The sequence below is a fragment of the Pseudomonas sp. V88_4 genome, assembly GCF_029967985.1.
Classification (GTDB): Bacteria; Pseudomonadota; Gammaproteobacteria; order Pseudomonadales; family Pseudomonadaceae; genus Aquipseudomonas; species Aquipseudomonas glycinae.
This window is the reverse complement of the sequence record NZ_JASCAF010000040.1, coordinates 406,013-424,939: the sequence shown is the minus strand read 5'-3', so window position 1 is coordinate 424,939 and position 18,927 is coordinate 406,013. Positions and strand designations below refer to the sequence as shown.

Sequence of the window (18,927 nt, the reverse complement as noted above, 5' to 3'; positions counted from 1 at the left end):
CGCCCCCCCCCCCCCCCCCCCCCCCCCCCCCCCCCCCCCCCCCCCCCCCCCCCCAGTCTGTGTTTTCAGGATCGATCCTTGCGCCGCAGCTCTGCCAACTGCTCGGCCAAGGCGTCCACACCCTCTTCAGGCTTTTGCGGCATCGCTCGCAAAGTCGCCTGCATCAAACGCATCTGGCGAATGAATCGCCGGCAATTGCGGCAGAACATCAGGTGATGACGCACCATCAGTTTCTCGCGAAAGCTCAACTGGCCATCAAGATAATCGCTGGATCGCGCCACTTGCTCCTTGCAGGTCAACATTCTCCCGTCTCCTCAAAATGCTCCACGGTCGCAAAGACCTTCAAACGTGCCCTGTGCAGCAGCACGCGGACATTGGAGAGCGAGATCTCCAGAAGATTACAGATCTCCTCCAGCTCCAGGCCCTGGCGCTCGCGCAGCGTGAGCACACTGCTCTGAAGTTCGGAAAGACTGAGCAACGTATGCTCCAGGCATTCACGCAGCTCGCCTTCGGTCAGCAATGCCTCGGGGGTGTCCTGGTGCCAGGCGAACGGTGCGACCAGCCAGTGGCCGTCGCCGGGAGAAAAACGATCGTCGTCGATGGTGCCGTGGGGGGATGGCAGATCATCCAGCAATACTTCGCGACGATTGAGTTTGTAGCGGCTCTTGGCCGAGTTGGCGGTGATGGTCAGCAGCCAGGTCTTGAGGCTGGAGCGCCCCTCGAAGCGACTGATATTACGCACCACCGACAGCCAGGCATCCTGCACCACTTCTTCGACATGGCGCTGGCCGACAATCGCGTACGCGACCGCGCGCATAGGGCTTTGATAGGTACTGACCAGTTCCTTGAATGCCTTTTGCTCACCGGCGAGCAGGCGCTCAAGCAGTCGGGTGTCGTCTACCGCCATCCATCATTCCCCTTTTTCTGTCTTCGAAAGAATAGCGGCAGGACTATTCGCCTGCCGCCACGTTCGAAAATTACAGCGTTCGCGCCGATTCGGATGTAGGAAACGTCAGCGCGATTAAGAGGAAATGAACTCGCTCTTAACGTTTACGCAGAATCACGCTACCAATCGAGTAACCGGCACCGAACGAACTCAGCACCGCCAGCGAACCGGCCGCCAGATCGTCCTGATATTTGTGGAACGCAATCACGGAACCGGCGGAGCTGGTGTTGGCGTAGGTGTCGAGAATCACCGGGGCTTCTTCTTCGGTGGCTTCGCGGCCCAGCAGCTTGCGCACGATCAGGTGGTTCATGCTCAGGTTGGCCTGGTGCAGCCAGAAGCGTTTTACGTCACCGACATTGAGCTTGTTCTCTTCCAGATGCTCGCCAATCAGTTCGGCCACCATCGGGCAAACATCCTTGAACACCTTGCGGCCTTCCTGCACGAACAGTTTGTCGCGGGCGCCGATGCCCTCTTCCGCTGCGCGGTTGAGGAAGCCGAAGTTGTTGCGGATGTTGTTGGAGAACTTGGTCAGCAGTTTGGTGCTGACCACGTCGAACTGGTGCCTGGAGGTTGCCAGATCGGCGCGCTCGATAATCACGGCGGTGGCCGCGTCACCGAAGATGAAGTGGCTGTCGCGGTCACGGAAGTTCAGGTGGCCGGTGCAGACTTCCGGGTTGACCATCAGGATTGCCCGGGCCTGGCCCAGTTGCACGGTGTTGGCGGCTTGCTGGATACCGAAGGTCGCCGACGAGCAGGCAACGTTCATGTCGAACCCGAATCCCTGGATGCCCAGCGCTTCCTGGACTTCGATGGCGATGGCCGGGTAAGCGCGCTGCAGGTTGGAGCAGGCGACGATCACACCGTCGATGTCGGCGGCGGTCTTGCCGGCCCGTTGCAGGGCTTGTTCGGCAGCACCGATGGCCATCTGGCAAAGCACCGACCATTCGTCGTTGGAACGCTCCGGCAGGCGTGGCGCCATGCGCGCAGGGTCGAGGATGCCATCCTTGTCCATGACAAAGCGGCTCTTGATGCCGGAAGCTTTTTCGATGAACGCGGCGCTGGATTCGGTCAGAGCCTGAATCTCGCCGCTGGCGATGGCGTCAGCATTGTCCGCGTTGAACTGGGCGACGTAGGTATTGAAAGACTGCACCAGCTCTTCGTTGGAAATGCTGTTGGCCGGGGTGTACAGGCCGGTGCCGCTGATGACGACGTTATGCATGGTCGTTTCTCTAATCTGTTCAGGCAGAAAGTGCTGGCACCGACGTGCCAACACGCAAAGGGTTCATTCCCGTATCAAGGGACGCAAAAACCAGGCATCGCTTTATTCCGCTGCGCGGCCCGGCAAAGGCTCTGGGACGCGAAAACGGCATTTATGGTGGCGAAGTTTGCCATAAACCCAAGGTTTTGGCCCCATTCTCAAGTACAACGCCTGACCAATGTGGGAGCTGGCTTGCTCACACAAGGGGAATCTCGTCCCCTCAAGGTCATGCCTCGACCTGCGTCCACTGCTTGTTCAGCCGCTTGTCGGAGATCGGCACTTTCGTCCCCAACTGCTGGGCGAACAGCGAAACCCGATACTCCTCCAGCCACCAGCGATACAGCTCGAGTTGCGGATCGCGTTTGCCTTCCTGGGCATGCTTGGCGGCGCGAGTCTGGTATTGCGTCCAGAGCCCGGCGAGCTCGCCGCTCCAGACCCGATCCTTCTGCACCTGCGCGCCCAACTTCTCGAAACGCTGCTCGACCGCCTTCAGATAACGCGGCAATTCCTTGAGCCAGAGCATCGGCGTTTCCCGGACGAAGCCCGGATACACCAGATGGCTGAGCTGCTGCTTGATGTCGTTAAGCGCCACAGCCTGAGCCAGATCGATCTTGCCCTTGAAGCGTTTTTGCAGACCGTGCCAGAGCTTGAGGATTTCCAGCGTCAGGCGCGCCACGCGTTCGGCGTGTTCGGTCCAGCTGCCGCGCTTGCGCTCGGCCAGCGCCGCCAAACCTGCGCCGTCACGCGGCAACGGATCTTCGCCCTCGAGAATGCAGCTGTCGAGGCTGGCCAGCAGAATGTCTTCGACCAGCGCATCGACCCGACCCAGTTCGCGGTACAGCAAGCCCAGTTCGGTCAGGCCCGGCAACTTGCCGCGCAGGAACTTGGCCGGTTCCGCCAGTTGTTGCATCAGCAGGCGTTGCAAGGCGCGGCGGTGCTGGAATTCAGCTTCGGCCGGGGTCGAGAAGCGGCCTTCCTTGACCGTACCGCCCTCTTCCACCAGCGCCGGATACACCGTCATCGACAACCCGGCGATCTTCTGCTGAGTCTTTTCCGCCACCGGCGCGAAGACCTTGGCCTCCACCGGTTGCTGACTTTTCGCACTCTGCGGCACTGCCAAAGCAGCTTGGCTGGCTTCGGCGAAACGTGCGGTCAGTTCCGCCAGATCCCGGCCTTCGCCGAGGAACTTGCCTTGGCCGTCGACGATTTCCAGGTTCATCCGCAGATGGCTTTCAACCTGCTGCGCCGCTTCGGCCCAGGCTTCATCACTGACCCGCGCACCGGTCATGCGCAGCAGTTCGCGGCCCAGTGCCTGTGGCAACGAACCTTCGGCAAAGGTCATGCGTTGCAGCGCGGCCTTGATGAAGTCCGGCACCGGCACGAAGTTTTTGCGCAATGCCTTGGGCAGGTTGCGCACCAGCGCAATGCATTTGGCTTCGATCAGCCCCGGCACCAGCCACTCCAGACGCTCCGGCGGCAGCATCGGCAGCAGCGGCGCCGGCACACGCAGGGTCACGCCGTCGCGTGGGTGATTCGGTTCGAAGTGATAACTCAGGGCCAGTTCCAGATCGCCGATGTGCAGCGTGTCCGGATAATGCTGGGCGGTGACTTCGCTGGCTTCGCGGGCCAGCACATCTTCCTCGCGCATGATCAGCAGTTGCGGATCTTTCTGGCTGTTGACCCGATACCAGCTATCGAACGTCGCGGTCTGGTGAATCTCCGCCGGCAAACGCGCGTCGTAGAACGCGTAGAGGGTTTCCTCATCGGCCAGAATGTCCCGGCGCCGGGCCTTGGCTTCCAGTTCGTCGAGCTGTTCGAGCAATTGCTTGTTGGCGGTCAGGCACTTGGCCCGGGACTGAATCTCGCCCCGCACCAGGCCTTCGCGGATGAACAGCTCCCGCGAAACCACAGGATCCACCGGGCCGTAATGCACCGGCCGGCGACCGACCACGATCAGGCCAAACAGCGTGATCTGCTCAAACGCGACGACCTGGCCGCGCTTCTTCTCCCAGTGCGGTTCGAAGTGGTTCTTCTTGATCAGGTGCCCGGCCAGCGGCTCGATCCAGTCGGCGTCGATCTTCGCCACCATCCGCGCGTAGAGCTTGGTGGTTTCCACCAGTTCGGCGGTCATCACCCACTGCGGGCGTTTCTTGCCTATGCCTGACGACGGGTGAATCCAGAACCGCCGCTGACGGGCGCCAAGGTAATCGCCGTCCTCGGTTTTCTGGCCGATCTGGCTGAGCAAGCCGACCAGCACCGCTTTGTGCAGCTTCGGATAATCCGCTGGCTCTTTGTTCAGGCTCAGCTGCAAGTCGCGACAGATCAGGCTCAACTGGCGATGGGAATCGCGCCACTCGCGCAGGCGCAGATAATTGAGGAAATTCTTCCGGCACCAGTTGCGCAGCGGACTGGCGGTCAACGCTTGGCGCTGTTCTTCGAAGCCACGCCACAGATTGACCAGCCCGGCGAAGTCCGAATCGGCGTCCTTCCACTGCGCGTGGGCCTGATCAGCCGCTTGCTGACGCTCCGGCGGACGCTCGCGCGGGTCCTGAATCGACATGGCGCTGGCGACGATCAGCACTTCCTGCAGGCTGCCGAGCTTGGCCGCTTCCAGCAGCATACGGCCCATGCGCGGGTCCACCGGCAGGCGCGCCAATTGGCGGCCGAGCGGGGTCAGCTGACTGTTGCGGTCCACCGCCGAGAGTTCTTGCAGCAGGTTGAAACCGTCGCTGATCGCCTTGCCGTCTGGCGGCTCGATGAACGGGAAATCGGTGATCTCGCCGAGGCGCAGATGGAGCATCTGCAGAATCACCGCCGCGAGGTTGGTGCGCAGGATTTCCGGATCGGTGAATTCCGGGCGACCGAGGAAATCCTCTTCGCTGTACAAGCGCACGCAGATGCCCGGCTCGACCCGGCCGCAGCGACCTTTACGCTGGTTGGCGCTGGCCTGGGAAATCGCTTCGATCGGCAGCCGCTGAACCTTGGCGCGGTAGCTGTAGCGGCTGATGCGCGCGGTGCCGCTGTCGATCACGTAACGGATGCCCGGCACGGTCAGCGAGGTTTCGGCGACGTTGGTCGCCAGCACCACACGACGGCCCGGATGCGACTGGAAAATCCGCTGCTGCTCGGCCGGTGACAGGCGAGCGTAAAGCGGCAGGATTTCGGTGTGCTTGAGCTGGGCTTTGCGCAGCATGTCGGCGGCGTCACGGATCTCACGCTCGCCGGGCAGGAACACCAGCACATCGCCGGGGCTGCGACGTTCGCTGCGCTCGTAAGCGGCGATTTCGTCGAGGGTGGCGAGGATCGCCTGATCGACAGTCAGGTCGTCTTCGACACGGTTGCCCTCTTCGTCCTGCTCAAGCGTCAGCGGGCGATACCAGGTTTCCACCGGGAAGGTGCGGCCGGACACTTCGACAATCGGCGCATCGTCGAAATGCCTGGAGAAACGCTCCAGGTCGATGGTCGCCGAAGTGATGATGACTTTCAGATCCGGACGACGCGGCAGCAGGGTTTTCAGGTAACCGAGCAGGAAGTCGATGTTGAGGCTGCGTTCGTGGGCTTCGTCGACGATGATCGTGTCGTAGCGTTCGAGGTAGCGATCGTTCTGGGTTTCCGCCAGCAGGATGCCGTCGGTCATCAGTTTGATCAGGGTGTTGGAATCGCTCTGGTCTTCGAAGCGCACCTGATAGCCGACCAGCGCGCCCAGCGGCGTACCGAGTTCTTCAGCAACCCGGCTGGCCACGCTGCGCGCGGCAATTCGCCGAGGCTGGGTGTGACCGATCAAGCCATGCTGGCCGCGACCGATCTCCAGACAGATTTTCGGCAACTGAGTGGTTTTACCCGAGCCGGTTTCGCCGGCGATGATCAGCACCTGATGCTTTTCCAGGGCCTTCTTGATTTCGTCACGCTTGGCCGCAATCGGCAGGCTGTCGTCGTAACGGATCACCGGCAGGCTGGCCTTGCGCGCGAGCACCTGATCGCAGGACGCCTGCATCCGCGCCACCCATTGGGCCAGCTTGGCTTCGTCGGGTTTCTTGCGCAGCTCAAGCAACTGCCGCCGCAGCCGGTGGCGGTCGGCGAGCATGGCGTGATCGAGGTTTTTCAGCAGTTTGTCGATGGAGGGCGATTCGTCGGTCATCGGGTACGCAATTCGGTCGTCTAGTGGCGCAAGGACGCGATTGTCGCAGAAAAGCAGCTGCAAGCGGCAAGCTGCGAGCCGCAAGTTGAATGCGGCGTTTGACTTGAGGCTTGGAGCCTGCGGCTTGCAGCTGCTTTATTCGTTATCGAGACCCTTGCGCCGATAAGGGAACACATCAATAATTTTCCCCGCCCGAATCGCCTCCTGTAGCCCCTTCCAGTAATCGGCGTTGTACAACTCGCCATGCAACTGATCGAACAATTTGCGCTGCGCCGCATCGGCGAACAGGAACGGCGGAAACTCCTCGGGGAACACGTCCAGCGGCCCGATCGAATACCACGGTTCGGAGGCCATTTCGTCCTCCGGCGTGCGCGGTGCCGGGATGTGGCGGAAGTTGGCTTCGGTGAGGAAACAGATCTCGTCGTAGTCGTAGAACACCACCCGGCCATGGCGGGTGACGCCGAAGTTCTTCAGCAGCATGTCGCCGGGAAAGATGTTGGCCGCCGCCAGTTGCTTGATCGCCAGGCCGTAATCCTCCAGTGCTTCGCGCACCTGGGCTTCGTTGGCGTTATCCAGATAGAGATTGAGCGGGGTCATTCGACGCTCGGTCCAGCAGTGGCGGATCAGCACGGTTTCACCTTCCAGCGACACCGTGGACGGCGCGACTTCCAGCAGTTCCGCCAGGCACGCCGGCTCGAACTTGCTCAGGGGAAAACGAAAGTCGGCGAATTCCTGGGTATCGGCCATGCGCCCGACGCGGTCGACGCTTTTCACCAGTCGGTACTTCTCGATCACCGTGGCGCGGTCGACGTTTTTCGACGGCGAGAATCGGTCCTTGATGATCTTGAACACGGTGTTGAAGCCCGGCAGCGTGAACACGCTCATGACCATGCCGCGCACGCCCGGCGCCATGATGAACTGGTCGTCGGTGTTGGCCAGGTGATTGATCAGGGCGCGGTAGAACTCGGATTTTCCGTGCTTGTAGAAGCCGATCGAGGTGTACAGCTCGGCAATGTGCTTGCCCGGCAGGATGCGTTTGAGGAAGCCAATGAATTCCGCCGGCACCGGCACATCCACCATGAAATACGAACGGGTGAAGGAGAAGATGATCGACACCTCCGCTTCGTCGGTGATCAACGCGTCGATCTGAATCCCCCGACCCTCGCGGTGCAGTAATGGAATCACCAGCGGCCATTGATCGTCACTGGTGTAGATGCGCCCGACCAGGTATGCGCCCTTGTTACGGTAGAGCACCGAGGAAAACAGCTCGACACTCAGCTCCGGATCCTTGCACACCCAGTCCGGCAGGTTCTCGCGCAGTTGCGCTTCCAGGCGCTGCAAGTCGCCGGGCAAATCGGCGTAGGCCTCGCTGAAGCGATAATCGGCAAAGATGCTCGCGAGCATGCTCGATATCTGTCCATGGGGCTTGTAGGTGCGGGTCTGTGCGGCTCGCGCGCGGCGCAGGCTCGGGCGCGTGGTGTGGATGAACATGCAGCCGTCGCTGATCAGGTCGTGGCTGAACAGGCCGCAGAAAATCGAGTTGTACCAGGTCTCGGACAGTTCATCGTCGAAGCGCAGGTCGATGATGCTGATGTAGGCACTTTTCACCAGCGGCCAGCAGGTGACATCCATCAAGGTGTCCGGCTCGAAATACTCGCGCAGGCGGGCGACGGTTTCACCGACCTTTTCTTCGTAGAGGTTGATCCGGGCCGCCGATGCGGTTTGCGTGTCCTGCCAGCGGGCCTGCTCGAAGCGCTCCCGGGCGCCGTCGGTGATCCGCCGGAAATGCTCGCGGTAATCGTCAAAGCCATCGAGGATCAGGCGGGCGATGTCGGTGGCTGGCCATTGCTGCGGCATGGATGAGACCTCTGCGGGAATTGGAGAATCTGTGCTCGAAGGCCTGAGCTTAGCCACGGAAACGGGTGCAGGAGAAGCGCAATTTCGGCCAAATCCTCTTGCGGGTTGTACAACGACACAGTTTTTATCAAAGTTTTTTTAATCGACCGTTCGGTCAGTAAACATCCCCTCAGGTTCTCCCCAACGCCGGGCGCCAGCCCGCGATTTCTCTGGGTTTCGGATCCAATTCAACGGCGACGTCTCTAGCTAGCACTGTTGCCCGGCTTGTTCATCCCTGTCCATTCCATCTGCCAATAGCCAATGATTGGTCTTACCAAGATAGTGGCACTTTGATATACAGCCCGCCATCACCCGCCTCACAACAAGATCCTCGGCTCACGAGGACGACCTCTACCCAAATGCCCAAGGAGCACATTGATGTCTATCCGGAATCTGCGCATCGGTTTGCGCGCCAGTTTGTGTTTTGCCGTTCTGGCCTGTCTTCTGGTGGTGGTCGGCCTGTTCGGTCTGGGCCAGATGAAAACCCTGCGCGAGAGCGCGGCAGTGATCGAGGAATCGTGGATGCCCAGTATCGAAAGCATCCATGACGCGGCGGCAAACATCGCCAACATCCGCCTCGAATCCCTGCGCCTGATCACCAGCACCCAGGCTGCCGTTCGCGAACGAAGCAAAGGCCTTCTCACCGCGCAACGCCAGGAGTTGCTCAAGCGCCTCGACGATCACAAAACCCTGATTGCCAATGACCAGGAGCGGACGATGCTGGAAGGCCTGAGCGCCGATATCGCCAAGTACCTGAGCATCCTCGACCAGATCATGAAACAGATCGACGCCGGGCAAAATGATCAGGCTTACGCACGCCTGTCCAACGAACTGGCGCCCCAGGGCACGGTGCTCGACAAGACCCTGGAGCAAATGATCAGCTTCAATCAGCAAGGCGCGGATGCTGCGGCCGAGTCCGCGGCGGCGATGTACCAGCAGGCGCTGTGGATTGTCGCCACGATCATCGTCATCGCCCTGATTGCCACGTTGTTGCTGGCCTGGCTACTGACCCGCAGTATCACCTCGCCGATCAATCAGGCACTGAACGTGGCGCAGCGGATTGCCTCTGGAGACCTCAGTGGTCGCATCGAAAGCGCGGGGCGCGATGAAGCGGCGCAGTTGCTCACGGCTCTGGCCGAGATGCAGGGCAATCTGCGCTCGACCATTCGCGGCATTAGCGAGTCGGCCCAGCAACTGGCCTCCGCTGCCGAGGAAATGAGTTCGGTGATGGAACAGAGCACCCGCGGCCTGCAACAGCAGAATGACCAGATCGAACAGGCTGCCACGGCGGTCACCGAGATGAGCACGGCGGTCGATGAAGTGGCCGCCAATGCGGTGTCCAGTGCCGAAGCGTCCGAAGCCTCGAACGAGGACAGCAAACACGGGCATGTACAGGTCAGCGAGACCATCAGTTCGATTCAGGAACTGGTCAGCGCCGTGCTCGGCGCCTCCGAACAGGCCGAGGGCCTGGCGACTCAGGCCCAGGACATCAGCAAGGTGCTGGAGGTGATTCGCGGCATCGCCGGGCAGACCAACCTGCTCGCGCTTAACGCCGCCATTGAAGCGGCGCGGGCCGGCGAGGCCGGACGAGGGTTTGCGGTGGTCGCCGATGAAGTCCGCTCGCTGGCCCAGCGCACGCAGAACTCCACCGAAGAAATCGAGCTGATGATCAGCAGCATCCAGCAAGGCACCAGTGCCACCGTCGGCGCCTTGCAAACCAGCGCCGAACAGGCCAGCCACACCCTGCGCCGGGCCAACAGCGCCGGCCAGGCACTGGAGAAAATCACCGCGTCGATCTCGCAGATCAACCAGCGCAACCTGGTCATCGCCAGCGCCGCAGAGCAGCAGGCACTGGTGGCCCGGGAAGTCGACGAGAACCTGGTGAACATCCGCGACCTGTCGACCCAGACCGCTGCCGGCGCCACCCAGACGTCTGCCGCCAGTCAGGAACTGTCGCGATTGGCCGTCGACCTGAACGGACTGGTGACGCGCTTTGTGATCTGACCAGAAAATTAAATGCCCGATTAGCGGTTGCCATCGCCGGGGCCCTCGGCAACACTCTCGTCCCGATCAAGGAAGGAGTGGCCCGTGAGCCCCGTCGATATTTTCCGCATGCTGTCGCTGGCCGCCATCTGGGGCGCGAGCTTCCTGTTCATGCGCATCATCGCTCCCGCGATCGGTACGGTTCCGACCGGATTCTTCCGTGTTTCGATTGCCGCCGTCGGCCTGCTGGTGATTCTCGGGCTGATGCGCATCAGATGGGATTTCAAAGGCAAACTCAAGACCGTGATGATGCTGGGCGTGATCAACTCCGGCGTGCCGGCGACGCTGTACTCCGTCGCCGCCCAGGTGCTGCCCGCCGGTTATTCGGCGATCTTCAATGCCACCACACCATTGATGGGTGTGTTGATCGGCGGTTTGTTTTTCAGTGAAAAACTGACGCTGGCCAAACTGGCCGGGGTGTTCCTCGGCCTGCTCGGGGTGGGCGTGCTGACTCGCGCCGGGCCGGTCGCCTTCGATCTGCAACTGCTGATGGGCGCGGTTGCCTGTCTGCTCGCAACCACCTGCTACGGCTTCGCCGGGTTCCTCGCCCGACGCTGGCTGGATCAGGCCGGCGGGCTCGACAGCCGTCTGTCGGCGCTGGGCAGCATGCTCGGAGCGACCCTGTTTCTGTTGCCGCTGTTCGGTTACAGCGTCATCACTGCGCCGCCGGTGAGCTGGGGTGGCTGGAATGTCTGGCTGTCGCTGCTGGGCCTGGGTCTGGGCTGCACCGCGTTTGCCTACATCATCTACTTCCGCCTGCTGAGTTCCATCGGGCCGGTGAAGTCGATGACCGTGACCTTCATGATTCCGCCGTTCGGCGTGTTGTGGGGGGCGCTGTTTCTCGATGAGCCGCTGTCGATGGCCCATGTGTATGGCGGGGTGTTGATCGCCATTGCGCTGTGGCTGGTGTTGAAACCGGCGGCGGTGAAACCGGCAGAAATCGCCACTCGCTGATTTGCAGATGCACAAAGGCCCGGGAGTTTCCTCCCGGGCCTTTTTCATGCGCGGCGGTTACGCCGATTTACTGAACACGAACACCAGACCGACGATGATCAACAGCATCCCCAGCACGCTCAACGCCGCCAGGCGATTGCCGAAGATCAGGTAGTCCATCACCGCCGTCACGGCCGGCACCAGATAGAACAGGCTGGTGACATTCACCAGATTGCCCCGGGCGATCAGTCGATACAGCAGCAACGTCGCCAGCACGGAAACCACCAGCCCCATCCACAACACCGGCACGATGAAACCGGCACTGTGCTCGAAGTGAAACGGCTGGAACGGCACGAAAATCCCGCACAGCAGCAGACCGGCCAAGTACTGCACCGGCAGCGTGCCGAGGGGATTGTCGGTGATGCGTTTCTGCATGATCGAGCCGAAGGTCATGCTCGCCAGCGCCAGCAGCCCGAACAGCATCCCCGCCAGCGACATCCCGGCCAGACCGATGCCCTGATAAACCACCATGATCAGACCGGCCAATCCCAGCGCCAGACCAAAGATCCGGCTCGCCGAGCGCTGCCGCTCCATGATCACCACCGTGAGGATCGGCTGCACGCCCATGATGGTCGCCATCACGCCGGGGGTGACCTTCAGGTCCAGCGCCAGCAGATAGAAAATCTGATAAGCCCCCAACAGCACCACCCCGGTAGCCATCGCGTACAGCATCGGCTTGCCGCCCTTGGGCAGTTTCAGTTTGAGCAACGGCACCAGCAGCACCAGCCCGCACAGGGCGATCACGAAGCGGATCAGCAGAAAGGCAAAGGGTGAAGCGTGGGCCAGTCCCCACTTGGAGAAGATCGCCCCGCTGCTCCACAGCAGAACGAACAGGCTCGTGGACGCCGCCGCGAGCGCGGACTTTTTCGAAAGGACAAACATGAATACCACCTGTAGTCAGGCAAATAGCCAACTCAGCCGAAGCTGAAATTCAGTAGGTTTTTTCAGGCGGGCACAGGGGTCAGCAGGAAACGCTGATCAGCCCGAAACACCAACGCCCGGCGGTGATACGACTGCGCACACCGGCGTGCTACTGACAGGTGGAGGGTAATGACTGATCTGCACAGGCTGCTGATTCCCGCACGGCACGACGCCAGCGTTGACCGCTGAATCGACTACCGCGTTGATGAGGGATGCAGGCATCTGGGCTGATCTTTTTTTGAAGGGTTGAAAGGTGAGTCATGCGACTCACGAGCGCCGACTATAACCAGCCTGCGACATGGATTGCAATGAGTTGGACAAAGGGCCAGTAGCGACAGGCAGGAGGCAGGCGCATAGGCTCGTTTGCTATTGCAACGACCATTGGTGGGGGACATGGAATGCGCGAGATCATATGCCAAGGGAACGTAATCATCTGCGGTATCAGTTGTACAAATCGCAAGCCAGGAAGCTTGCCCGCCTTGCCACGACTCAACTCCAGATTGACCTGGAGATGGCTGGTCCCACAACGCTTGACCTTTCGAAAGTACGTTTCGAACCCATCGACTCGTTGGCGCTGAGTGCTTTTGAGTGTTGGGAGAGCCCGCATTTTTCATGGGAAGAAGTCATTGGATGGAAAGCGCGCGAACCTCTCGCTCTCGACATCGCAATCTGGTTTGAATCTGAACTGTGCGGACTTTGCTTTGCCAACCCGAATAAAAGTCGACAACGCATCCGAATCGTACGACTGGAGGGGCGGCCAAGAGAAACACATCCATTGAAGAACCGTGTTGCACCGCTATCCGTTCTGGCAATTGAGCAATACTTCCGCATCATTGGCAGTAGCTTGATCGAGGCTCAAGAACCATACCAGGGAGCAATACCAATTTACGAACAGCTCGGCTTCGGTTTGGATAACGAGGGTCGCCTTGTCAAAACAGTAGGGAGCCTAGTATTGTGAAAAACGCTCAAATATTGATCAACCAAGGTGGGAATATGCGCAAAGAAATAAAAAAATCCCCCAGAAAGAAAAAAGTGCATGCAATAAGGGGTGAATCTGATCCAACGGTTCTGACAGTCAGTCAACGACGGCTTTTACAGATCATTGCTACCGGCACCGCTATCGATGAACCAAGCTCACTTGCTGGCCGTCCCTGATTCCGAAAACAAAAAACCGCTCAAACGAGCGGTTTTTTATGCTTTTAAATCCAGCCTCAACCAAACAGCCAATACCCCAGCAATGTCAACACCACCACCGCCAGCACCGGCCGCATTACGCGGTAGGCCTTTGGATTGCGGCGTTTCCACTGTTTGACCGCACCGCTGAACTTGTCGCTGAAGTTCTTGCTCCAGGCGTAAGCCTGGTTGATCCCGCCGACGCGTTCGTCGTCGAGGTTTTGCGGTGCGGTGGCGCGGCCCAGCCAGGCGCTGATGAAGCGGTTGATGCGGGTCATCAGTCGATTGCTCAGCGGTCGCTCGATGTCGCAGAACAAGATGACGCGGGTCTTGTCAGTCTCGTTCTTCACCCAGTGCACGTAAGTTTCGTCGAACATGACGTCTTCACCGTCGCGCCAGGCGTAGACCTGACCGTCGACGAAAATCCGGCAGTCGTCGGAGTTCGGCGTCGAAAGGCCCAGGTGATAACGCAGGGAACCGGCGAAAGGATCGCGGTGCGGGTTCAAATGGCTGCCGCCCGGCAGCAGCGCGAACATCGCGCCTTTTACGTTGGGGATGGCACTGACCAACGCCACGGTTTTCGGGCACAGGGTTTCGGCCGAAGGCAGCGGTTTGTCGTACCACTTGAGGTAGAAACGCTTCCAGCCTTTCTTGAAGAACGAGCCGAAACCGGCGTCATTGTTCTTCTCGGCCGCGCGGATGTAGCCCTCGTCGAACAGATGCATGGCTTCGTCGCGAATGGTTTCCCAGTTATCGCGCAACACGTCCAGTTCAGGGAATTTGCTGCGATCCAGATACGGTTTGGATGGCACGCCCGAGAACAAGTACATCAAAGCGTTGTACGGGGCAAATAGCGCCGAATGGTTGACGAACTGCCGCAGCACCGGCAAACGCGCCTTGCCGCGCAAATGCACGTAGAGGATGCTGCCCACAAACAGCAGCAACACCGACACCTTGGCGGCTAACGAAAAGGTCATCAACAACTCCTTGAAATAAGACAACGCCACGCCACGTCATTTGCCCGAGATGGCGGCCGGCCATGATAAACACTACCGGCTCCGGGAAAAACCCGCCCGACTCAAGATTCAGTGTTAAGAATTGCGCAACAAAGCACTTATTAACATAACGATCCTGAACCCTGGCTGACCTGAATCAACGCGCCCCTTACTGCTGGTTCTCCTGATCGGTGAACAGATCACTGAACAGCATGCTCGACAGATAACGCTCACCGGAGTCGGGCAGCACCACGACAATAGTCTTGCCCTGCATTTCCGGGGTTTCCGCCAGACGCACCGCGACCGACATGGCCGCGCCGCAGGAAATACCGCACAGGATACCCTCCTCCTGCATCAGGCGCAGCGCCATGGCCTTGGACTCGTCATCCGTCACCAGCTCGACCCGGTCAACCATCGACAGATCAAGGTTCTTCGGCACGAAACCGGCACCGATGCCCTGAATCTTGTGCGGGCTCGGCTTGATCTCCTCGCCGGCCAGCGCCTGGGTAATCACCGGCGAAGACACCGGCTCCACCGCCACCGACAGAATCGGTTTGCCTGCGGTATTCTTGATATACCGCGACACGCCAGTGATGGTTCCTCCAGTGCCGACGCCCGCTACCAGCACATCAACTGCACCGTCGGTGTCGTTCCAGATTTCCGGACCAGTGGTTTTTTCGTGAATGGCCGGGTTGGCCGGGTTATCGAACTGGGCCGGCATAAAATATTTGCCGGCATCGCTGGCGACGATCTCCGCGGCCTTTTCGATCGCGCCCTTCATGCCTTTGGCTGGCTCAGTCAACACCAGTTCCGCACCCAGCGCCTTGAGCACCTTGCGCCGTTCGATGCTCATCGAGGCCGGCATGGTCAGCAGCAATTTGTAACCGCGAGCGGCCGCCACGAAGGCCAAGCCGATGCCGGTGTTACCGGAGGTCGGCTCGACGATGGTCATACCCGGCTTGAGTTTGCCGCTGCTTTCGGCGTCCCAGATCATGTTGGCACCGATCCGGCACTTGACCGAGTAGCCCGGGTTGCGACCTTCGATCTTGGCCAGAATGGTCACGCCACGGGGCGCGATGCGGTTGATCTGCACCAGCGGCGTGTTGCCGATGGAATGGGCATTGTCAGCAAAAATACGGCTCATGGCTGGGTCCTTGTGCAGCGTTGAATTCAGCTCTCCAAGGTAAGCCTGTTGTCTTTGTCAGTCCAGTTCGGTCGAACGTCTGCGGCAGGCGGCAGTCAACCGCCTTATATCGTTCGGGATCTATTGCCATGAAGCGTCGCTACCGCTGGCCGTTGTGGACTCTTGCCACCACAGTTGTTCTGCTGATCGCCCTGCACATCGCCCTGCCCTATCTGGTGCGCGACTATCTGAATGACAAACTGGCCAACATGGGCGACTACCGCGGCCAGATCACCGACGTTGACCTGGCGCTCTGGCGCGGGGCCTACAAGATCAATGGCCTGAAAATCGTCAAGGCCGAGGGCAAGGTACCGGTGCCATTCGTCGATGCGCCGGTTATCGACCTGTCTGTCAGTTGGCACTCGCTTTGGTACGACCATGCTGTCGTGGCGCAGGTGAAATTCTTTAAACCTCAGGTGAACTTTGTCGATGGTGGTGCCAACAAGCAGAACTCCCAGACCGGTCAGGGCACCGACTGGCGTGAGCAACTGGGCAAACTGTTGCCTATCACGCTCGACGAAGTGCAGATCAGCGATGGGCGGATCAGCTTTCGCAACTTCAACTCCAAACCACCGGTAAACATGAATGCAACCAACGTCGACGCCAGCATTTATAACCTGACCAACGTGGTCGACAAGGAGGGCAAACGCGACGCTCGCTTCGAAGGCAAGGCCCTGCTGCTGGGCCATGCCCCGCTGGAAACCACAGCCACCTTCGACCCCTTGAGCAATTTCGAAGACTTCGAATTTCGCCTGCGGGCCCGCGACATCCAACTCAAGCGCACGAACGACTTCGCCTCGGCCTACGGCAAATTCGACTTCAACGCCGGCCACGGCGACGTGGTCATCGAAGCCGCCGCCAACAAGGGCCAGCTCAAGGGCTACATCAAACCGCTGCTGCGCGACGTCGACGTCTTCAACTGGCAGCAGGATGTCGAGAACAAGAACAAGGGGATCTTCCGCTCGATCTGGGAAGCACTGGTCGGCGGCACCGAAACCGTGCTGAAAAACCAGGGCAAGAACCAGTTCGCCACCCGAGTCGAACTCAGCGGCAGCGTGCACCAGCAGGATATCAACGCGTTCGAAGCGTTTTTGCAGATTTTGCGCAACGGATTCATTCAGGCCTTCAATGCCCGGTATGAACGGCCGAAGCCGGATGCCGGATAGCGCTTGCTCAACTCGCTCTCGGCCGAAACCGAGTCAACATGTGACGCCCCATTCAGAGACTGAATAAGCCGTCTGCGTTCACAGTCGACCGGGCCGCGCGTTATAGTCGGGCATTCGATTATTTCGCCCCCGCCCTGCCCGTTCAGGTCGGCGTTACCGTTCGAGGATTAGCAGATGAAGTTCGAAGGCACCCAGGCCTACGTCGCCACCGATGACCTGAAGCTGGCGGTCAACGCCGCCATCACCCTGGAGCGGCCGCTGCTGGTCAAGGGCGAACCGGGTACCGGCAAGACCATGCTCGCCGAGCAACTGGCCGAATCGTTCGGCGCCAAGCTGATCACCTGGCACATCAAGTCCACCACCAAGGCCCATCAGGGCCTGTACGAGTACGATGCGGTCAGCCGTCTGCGCGACTCGCAACTGGGCAATGAAAAAGTCCACGACGTGCGCAACTACCTGAAGAAGGGCAAGCTCTGGGAAGCGTTCGAGTCCGAAGAGCGGGTCATTCTGCTGATCGACGAAATCGACAAGGCCGACATCGAGTTCCCCAACGACCTGCTGCAAGAACTCGACAAGATGGAGTTCTACGTTTACGAGATCGACGAGACGATCAAGGCCAAGAAGCGCCCGATCATCATCATTACCTCCAACAACGAAAAAGAACTGCCGGACGCCTTCCTGCGCCGCTGCTTCTTCCACTACATCGCCTTCCCCGACCGCACCACCCTGCAGAAAATCGTCGACGTGCACTACCCGGACATCAAGAAGGATCTGGTCAGTGAAGCGCTGGACGTGTTCTTCGACGTGCGCAAGGTGCCGGGCCTGAAGAAGAAGCCGTCGACCTCGGAACTGGTGGACTGGCTGAAGCTGCTGATGGCCGACAACATCGGCGAAGCCGTTCTGCGCGAACGCGATCCGACCAAAGCCATACCGCCGCTGGCCGGTGCGCTGGTGAAGAACGAACAAGACGTGCAATTGCTTGAGCGCCTGGCGTTCATGAGCCGTCGCGGCACCCGCTAAGAGGCTGACGCCATGTTGCTCAACCTGTTCAACGAAATGCGCGCAGCCAAGGTGCCGGTGTCGGTGCGCGAGCTGCTCGACCTGATCAACGCGCTGAAACAGCGCGTGACGTTCGCCGACATGGACGAGTTCTACTACTTGTCGCGGGCGATTCTGGTGAAGGACGAACGGCATTTCGACAAGTTCGACCGTGCGTTCGGCGCCTACTTCAATGGCCTGGAAAAGCTCGACGATCACTTGCAGGCGCTGATTCCCGAAGACTGGCTGCGCAAGGAATTCGAGCGCTCGCTGACCGATGAGGAACGCGCGCAGATCCAGTCCCTCGGCGGCCTGGACAAGCTGATCGAGGAGTTCAAGAAACGCCTGGAAGAACAGAAGGAACGCCACGCCGGCGGCAACAAATGGATCGGCACCGGCGGCACCAGCCCGTTCGGCTCCGGCGGTTTCAACCCGGAAGGCATTCGGGTCGGCGATGCCGGCAAGCGCCAGGGCAAAGCGGTGAAAGTCTGGGATCAGCGCGAGTACAAGAACCTCGACGACTCCGTGGAACTGGGCACCCGCAACATCAAGGTCGCCCTGCGCCGCCTGCGCAAATTCGCGCGTCAGGGCGCGGCGGAAGAACTGGACATCGACGGCACCATCGACCACACCGCCAAGGACGCCGGTCTGCTTAACATCCAGATGCGCCCGGAACGGCGCAACACGGTGAAGCTGTTGCTGCTGTTCGACATTGGCGGCTCGATGGATGCCCACGTGAAGATCTGCGAGGAACTGTTCTCGGCCTGCAAGACCGAGTTCAAGCATCTGGAGTACTTCTACTTCCACAACTTCATTTATGAATCGGTGTGGAAGAACAACATGCGTCGCACCTCCGAGCGCACGTCGACCCAAGACCTGCTGCACAAGTACGGCGCCGACTACAAAGTGATTTTCATCGGTGACGCGGCGATGGCGCCTTATGAAATCACCCAGGCCGGCGGCAGCGTCGAGCACTGGAACGAAGAGCCGGGTTACGTGTGGATGCAGCGCTTCATGGAGAAGTACAAGAAGCTCATCTGGATCAATCCGTACCCGAAAGATACGTGGGGCTACACCTCATCGACCAACATCGTGCGGGATTTGATCGAGGATCAGATGTATCCGTTGACCCTGCGCGGGCTGGAAGAAGGGATGCGGTTTCTGTCCAAGTAATTCG

At 60.0% G+C, this 18,927-nt stretch carries 15 protein-coding genes; 7 read left to right on the top strand and 8 right to left on the bottom strand.

From position 1 onward, the window contains the following. Window positions 1-65: 65 nt before the first annotated feature. The 5 genes from QLG12_RS17305 to aceK form a co-directional block, all read right to left on the bottom strand. A complete protein-coding gene (locus QLG12_RS17305) occupies window positions 66-302 on the bottom strand; it encodes a zf-HC2 domain-containing protein (RefSeq protein ID WP_064383173.1) in 237 nt (78 codons plus the stop codon). Further along, a complete protein-coding gene (locus QLG12_RS17300; protein WP_197871696.1) occupies window positions 296-907 on the bottom strand; it encodes an RNA polymerase sigma factor in 612 nt (203 codons plus the stop codon). Before QLG12_RS17300 ends, QLG12_RS17305 begins: the two co-directional genes overlap by 7 nt. A 136-nt stretch (window positions 908-1,043) precedes the next feature. Further along, window positions 1,044-2,165: a beta-ketoacyl-ACP synthase III gene (locus QLG12_RS17295; RefSeq protein ID WP_197871694.1), complete on the bottom strand. Its 1,122-nt coding sequence runs from the start codon at window positions 2,163-2,165 to the stop codon at window positions 1,044-1,046. Window positions 2,166-2,430: 265 nt separating this feature from the next. Then, window positions 2,431-6,342 carry an ATP-dependent RNA helicase HrpA gene (hrpA, locus tag QLG12_RS17290; protein WP_197871692.1) on the bottom strand — a complete coding sequence of 1,304 codons (3,912 nt, stop codon included), beginning with the start codon at window positions 6,340-6,342 and terminating at the stop codon, window positions 2,431-2,433. A gap of 135 nt (window positions 6,343-6,477) precedes the next feature. Further along, a complete protein-coding gene (aceK, locus tag QLG12_RS17285) occupies window positions 6,478-8,199 on the bottom strand; it encodes a bifunctional isocitrate dehydrogenase kinase/phosphatase (protein ID WP_197871690.1) in 1,722 nt (573 codons plus the stop codon). Between the two features lie 417 nt (window positions 8,200-8,616). On the opposite strand from aceK, the gene QLG12_RS17280 reads away from it, so the two are divergent. Then, window positions 8,617-10,242 carry a methyl-accepting chemotaxis protein gene (locus tag QLG12_RS17280; protein WP_282474965.1) on the top strand — a complete coding sequence of 542 codons (1,626 nt, stop codon included), beginning with the start codon at window positions 8,617-8,619 and terminating at the stop codon, window positions 10,240-10,242. Between the two features lie 84 nt (window positions 10,243-10,326). Further along, window positions 10,327-11,235 (top strand): DMT family transporter, encoded by a 909-nt coding sequence (locus QLG12_RS17275; RefSeq protein ID WP_236193898.1) that lies wholly within the window; start codon window positions 10,327-10,329, stop codon window positions 11,233-11,235. 57 nt (window positions 11,236-11,292) lie between these two features. Here QLG12_RS17275 and QLG12_RS17270 read toward each other — a convergent pair whose 3' ends face one another. Continuing rightward, a complete protein-coding gene (locus tag QLG12_RS17270; protein WP_282474964.1) occupies window positions 11,293-12,156 on the bottom strand; it encodes a DMT family transporter in 864 nt (287 codons plus the stop codon). 451 nt (window positions 12,157-12,607) lie between these two features. Between QLG12_RS17270 and QLG12_RS17265 the strand changes: the two genes are divergently transcribed. Next, window positions 12,608-13,153 carry a hypothetical protein gene (locus QLG12_RS17265; protein WP_197871682.1) on the top strand — a complete coding sequence of 182 codons (546 nt, stop codon included), beginning with the start codon at window positions 12,608-12,610 and terminating at the stop codon, window positions 13,151-13,153. Further along, window positions 13,150-13,350 carry a hypothetical protein gene (locus tag QLG12_RS17260; protein WP_282474963.1) on the top strand — a complete coding sequence of 67 codons (201 nt, stop codon included), beginning with the start codon at window positions 13,150-13,152 and terminating at the stop codon, window positions 13,348-13,350. Before QLG12_RS17265 ends, QLG12_RS17260 begins: the two co-directional genes overlap by 4 nt. A gap of 56 nt (window positions 13,351-13,406) precedes the next feature. On the opposite strand, the gene QLG12_RS17255 is transcribed toward QLG12_RS17260, so the two are convergent. Together QLG12_RS17255 and cysK are read right to left on the bottom strand one after the other, a co-directional pair. Next, window positions 13,407-14,345 (bottom strand): aspartyl/asparaginyl beta-hydroxylase domain-containing protein, encoded by a 939-nt coding sequence (locus QLG12_RS17255; protein ID WP_197871680.1) that lies wholly within the window; start codon window positions 14,343-14,345, stop codon window positions 13,407-13,409. Window positions 14,346-14,532: 187 nt separating this feature from the next. Beyond that, window positions 14,533-15,507, bottom strand: coding sequence for a cysteine synthase A (cysK, locus tag QLG12_RS17250; RefSeq protein ID WP_064383157.1), 975 nt, complete (start codon window positions 15,505-15,507; stop codon window positions 14,533-14,535). Between the two features lie 128 nt (window positions 15,508-15,635). Between cysK and QLG12_RS17245 the strand changes: the two genes are divergently transcribed. The 3 genes from QLG12_RS17245 (at window position 15,636) to QLG12_RS17235 (ending at window position 18,923) form a co-directional block, all read left to right on the top strand. Next, complete coding sequence (locus tag QLG12_RS17245; protein ID WP_282474962.1) at window positions 15,636-16,712, top strand: DUF748 domain-containing protein; 1,077 nt, start codon at window positions 15,636-15,638, stop codon at window positions 16,710-16,712. 174 nt (window positions 16,713-16,886) lie between these two features. Beyond that, entirely contained in the window at window positions 16,887-17,732 is an 846-nt protein-coding gene (locus QLG12_RS17240; protein WP_007911294.1) for a MoxR family ATPase, read from the top strand. Between the two features lie 12 nt (window positions 17,733-17,744). Beyond that, window positions 17,745-18,923 (top strand): VWA domain-containing protein, encoded by a 1,179-nt coding sequence (locus tag QLG12_RS17235; RefSeq protein WP_007956512.1) that lies wholly within the window; start codon window positions 17,745-17,747, stop codon window positions 18,921-18,923. The last annotated feature ends 4 nt before the right edge of the window (window positions 18,924-18,927 follow it).

Bases quoted from the DNA above. Each gene is read 5' to 3' on its own strand.
- QLG12_RS17305 (WP_064383173.1), bottom strand. From the start codon at position 302: ATGTTGACCTGCAAGGAGCAAGTGGCGCGATCCAGCGATTATCTTGAT.
- QLG12_RS17300 (WP_197871696.1), bottom strand. From the start codon at position 907: ATGGCGGTAGACGACACCCGACTGCTTGAGCGCCTGCTCGCCGGTGAG.
- QLG12_RS17295 (WP_197871694.1), bottom strand. From the start codon at position 2,165: ATGCATAACGTCGTCATCAGCGGCACCGGCCTGTACACCCCGGCCAAC.
- hrpA (WP_197871692.1), bottom strand. From the start codon at position 6,342: ATGACCGACGAATCGCCCTCCATCGACAAACTGCTGAAAAACCTCGAT.
- aceK (WP_197871690.1), bottom strand. From the start codon at position 8,199: ATGCCGCAGCAATGGCCAGCCACCGACATCGCCCGCCTGATCCTCGAT.
- QLG12_RS17280 (WP_282474965.1), top strand. From the start codon at position 8,617: ATGTCTATCCGGAATCTGCGCATCGGTTTGCGCGCCAGTTTGTGTTTT.
- QLG12_RS17270 (WP_282474964.1), bottom strand. From the start codon at position 12,156: ATGTTTGTCCTTTCGAAAAAGTCCGCGCTCGCGGCGGCGTCCACGAGC.
- QLG12_RS17265 (WP_197871682.1), top strand. From the start codon at position 12,608: ATGCCAAGGGAACGTAATCATCTGCGGTATCAGTTGTACAAATCGCAA.
- QLG12_RS17255 (WP_197871680.1), bottom strand. From the start codon at position 14,345: ATGACCTTTTCGTTAGCCGCCAAGGTGTCGGTGTTGCTGCTGTTTGTG.
- cysK (WP_064383157.1), bottom strand. From the start codon at position 15,507: ATGAGCCGTATTTTTGCTGACAATGCCCATTCCATCGGCAACACGCCG.
- QLG12_RS17245 (WP_282474962.1), top strand. From the start codon at position 15,636: ATGAAGCGTCGCTACCGCTGGCCGTTGTGGACTCTTGCCACCACAGTT.
- QLG12_RS17240 (WP_007911294.1), top strand. From the start codon at position 16,887: ATGAAGTTCGAAGGCACCCAGGCCTACGTCGCCACCGATGACCTGAAG.
- QLG12_RS17235 (WP_007956512.1), top strand. From the start codon at position 17,745: ATGTTGCTCAACCTGTTCAACGAAATGCGCGCAGCCAAGGTGCCGGTG.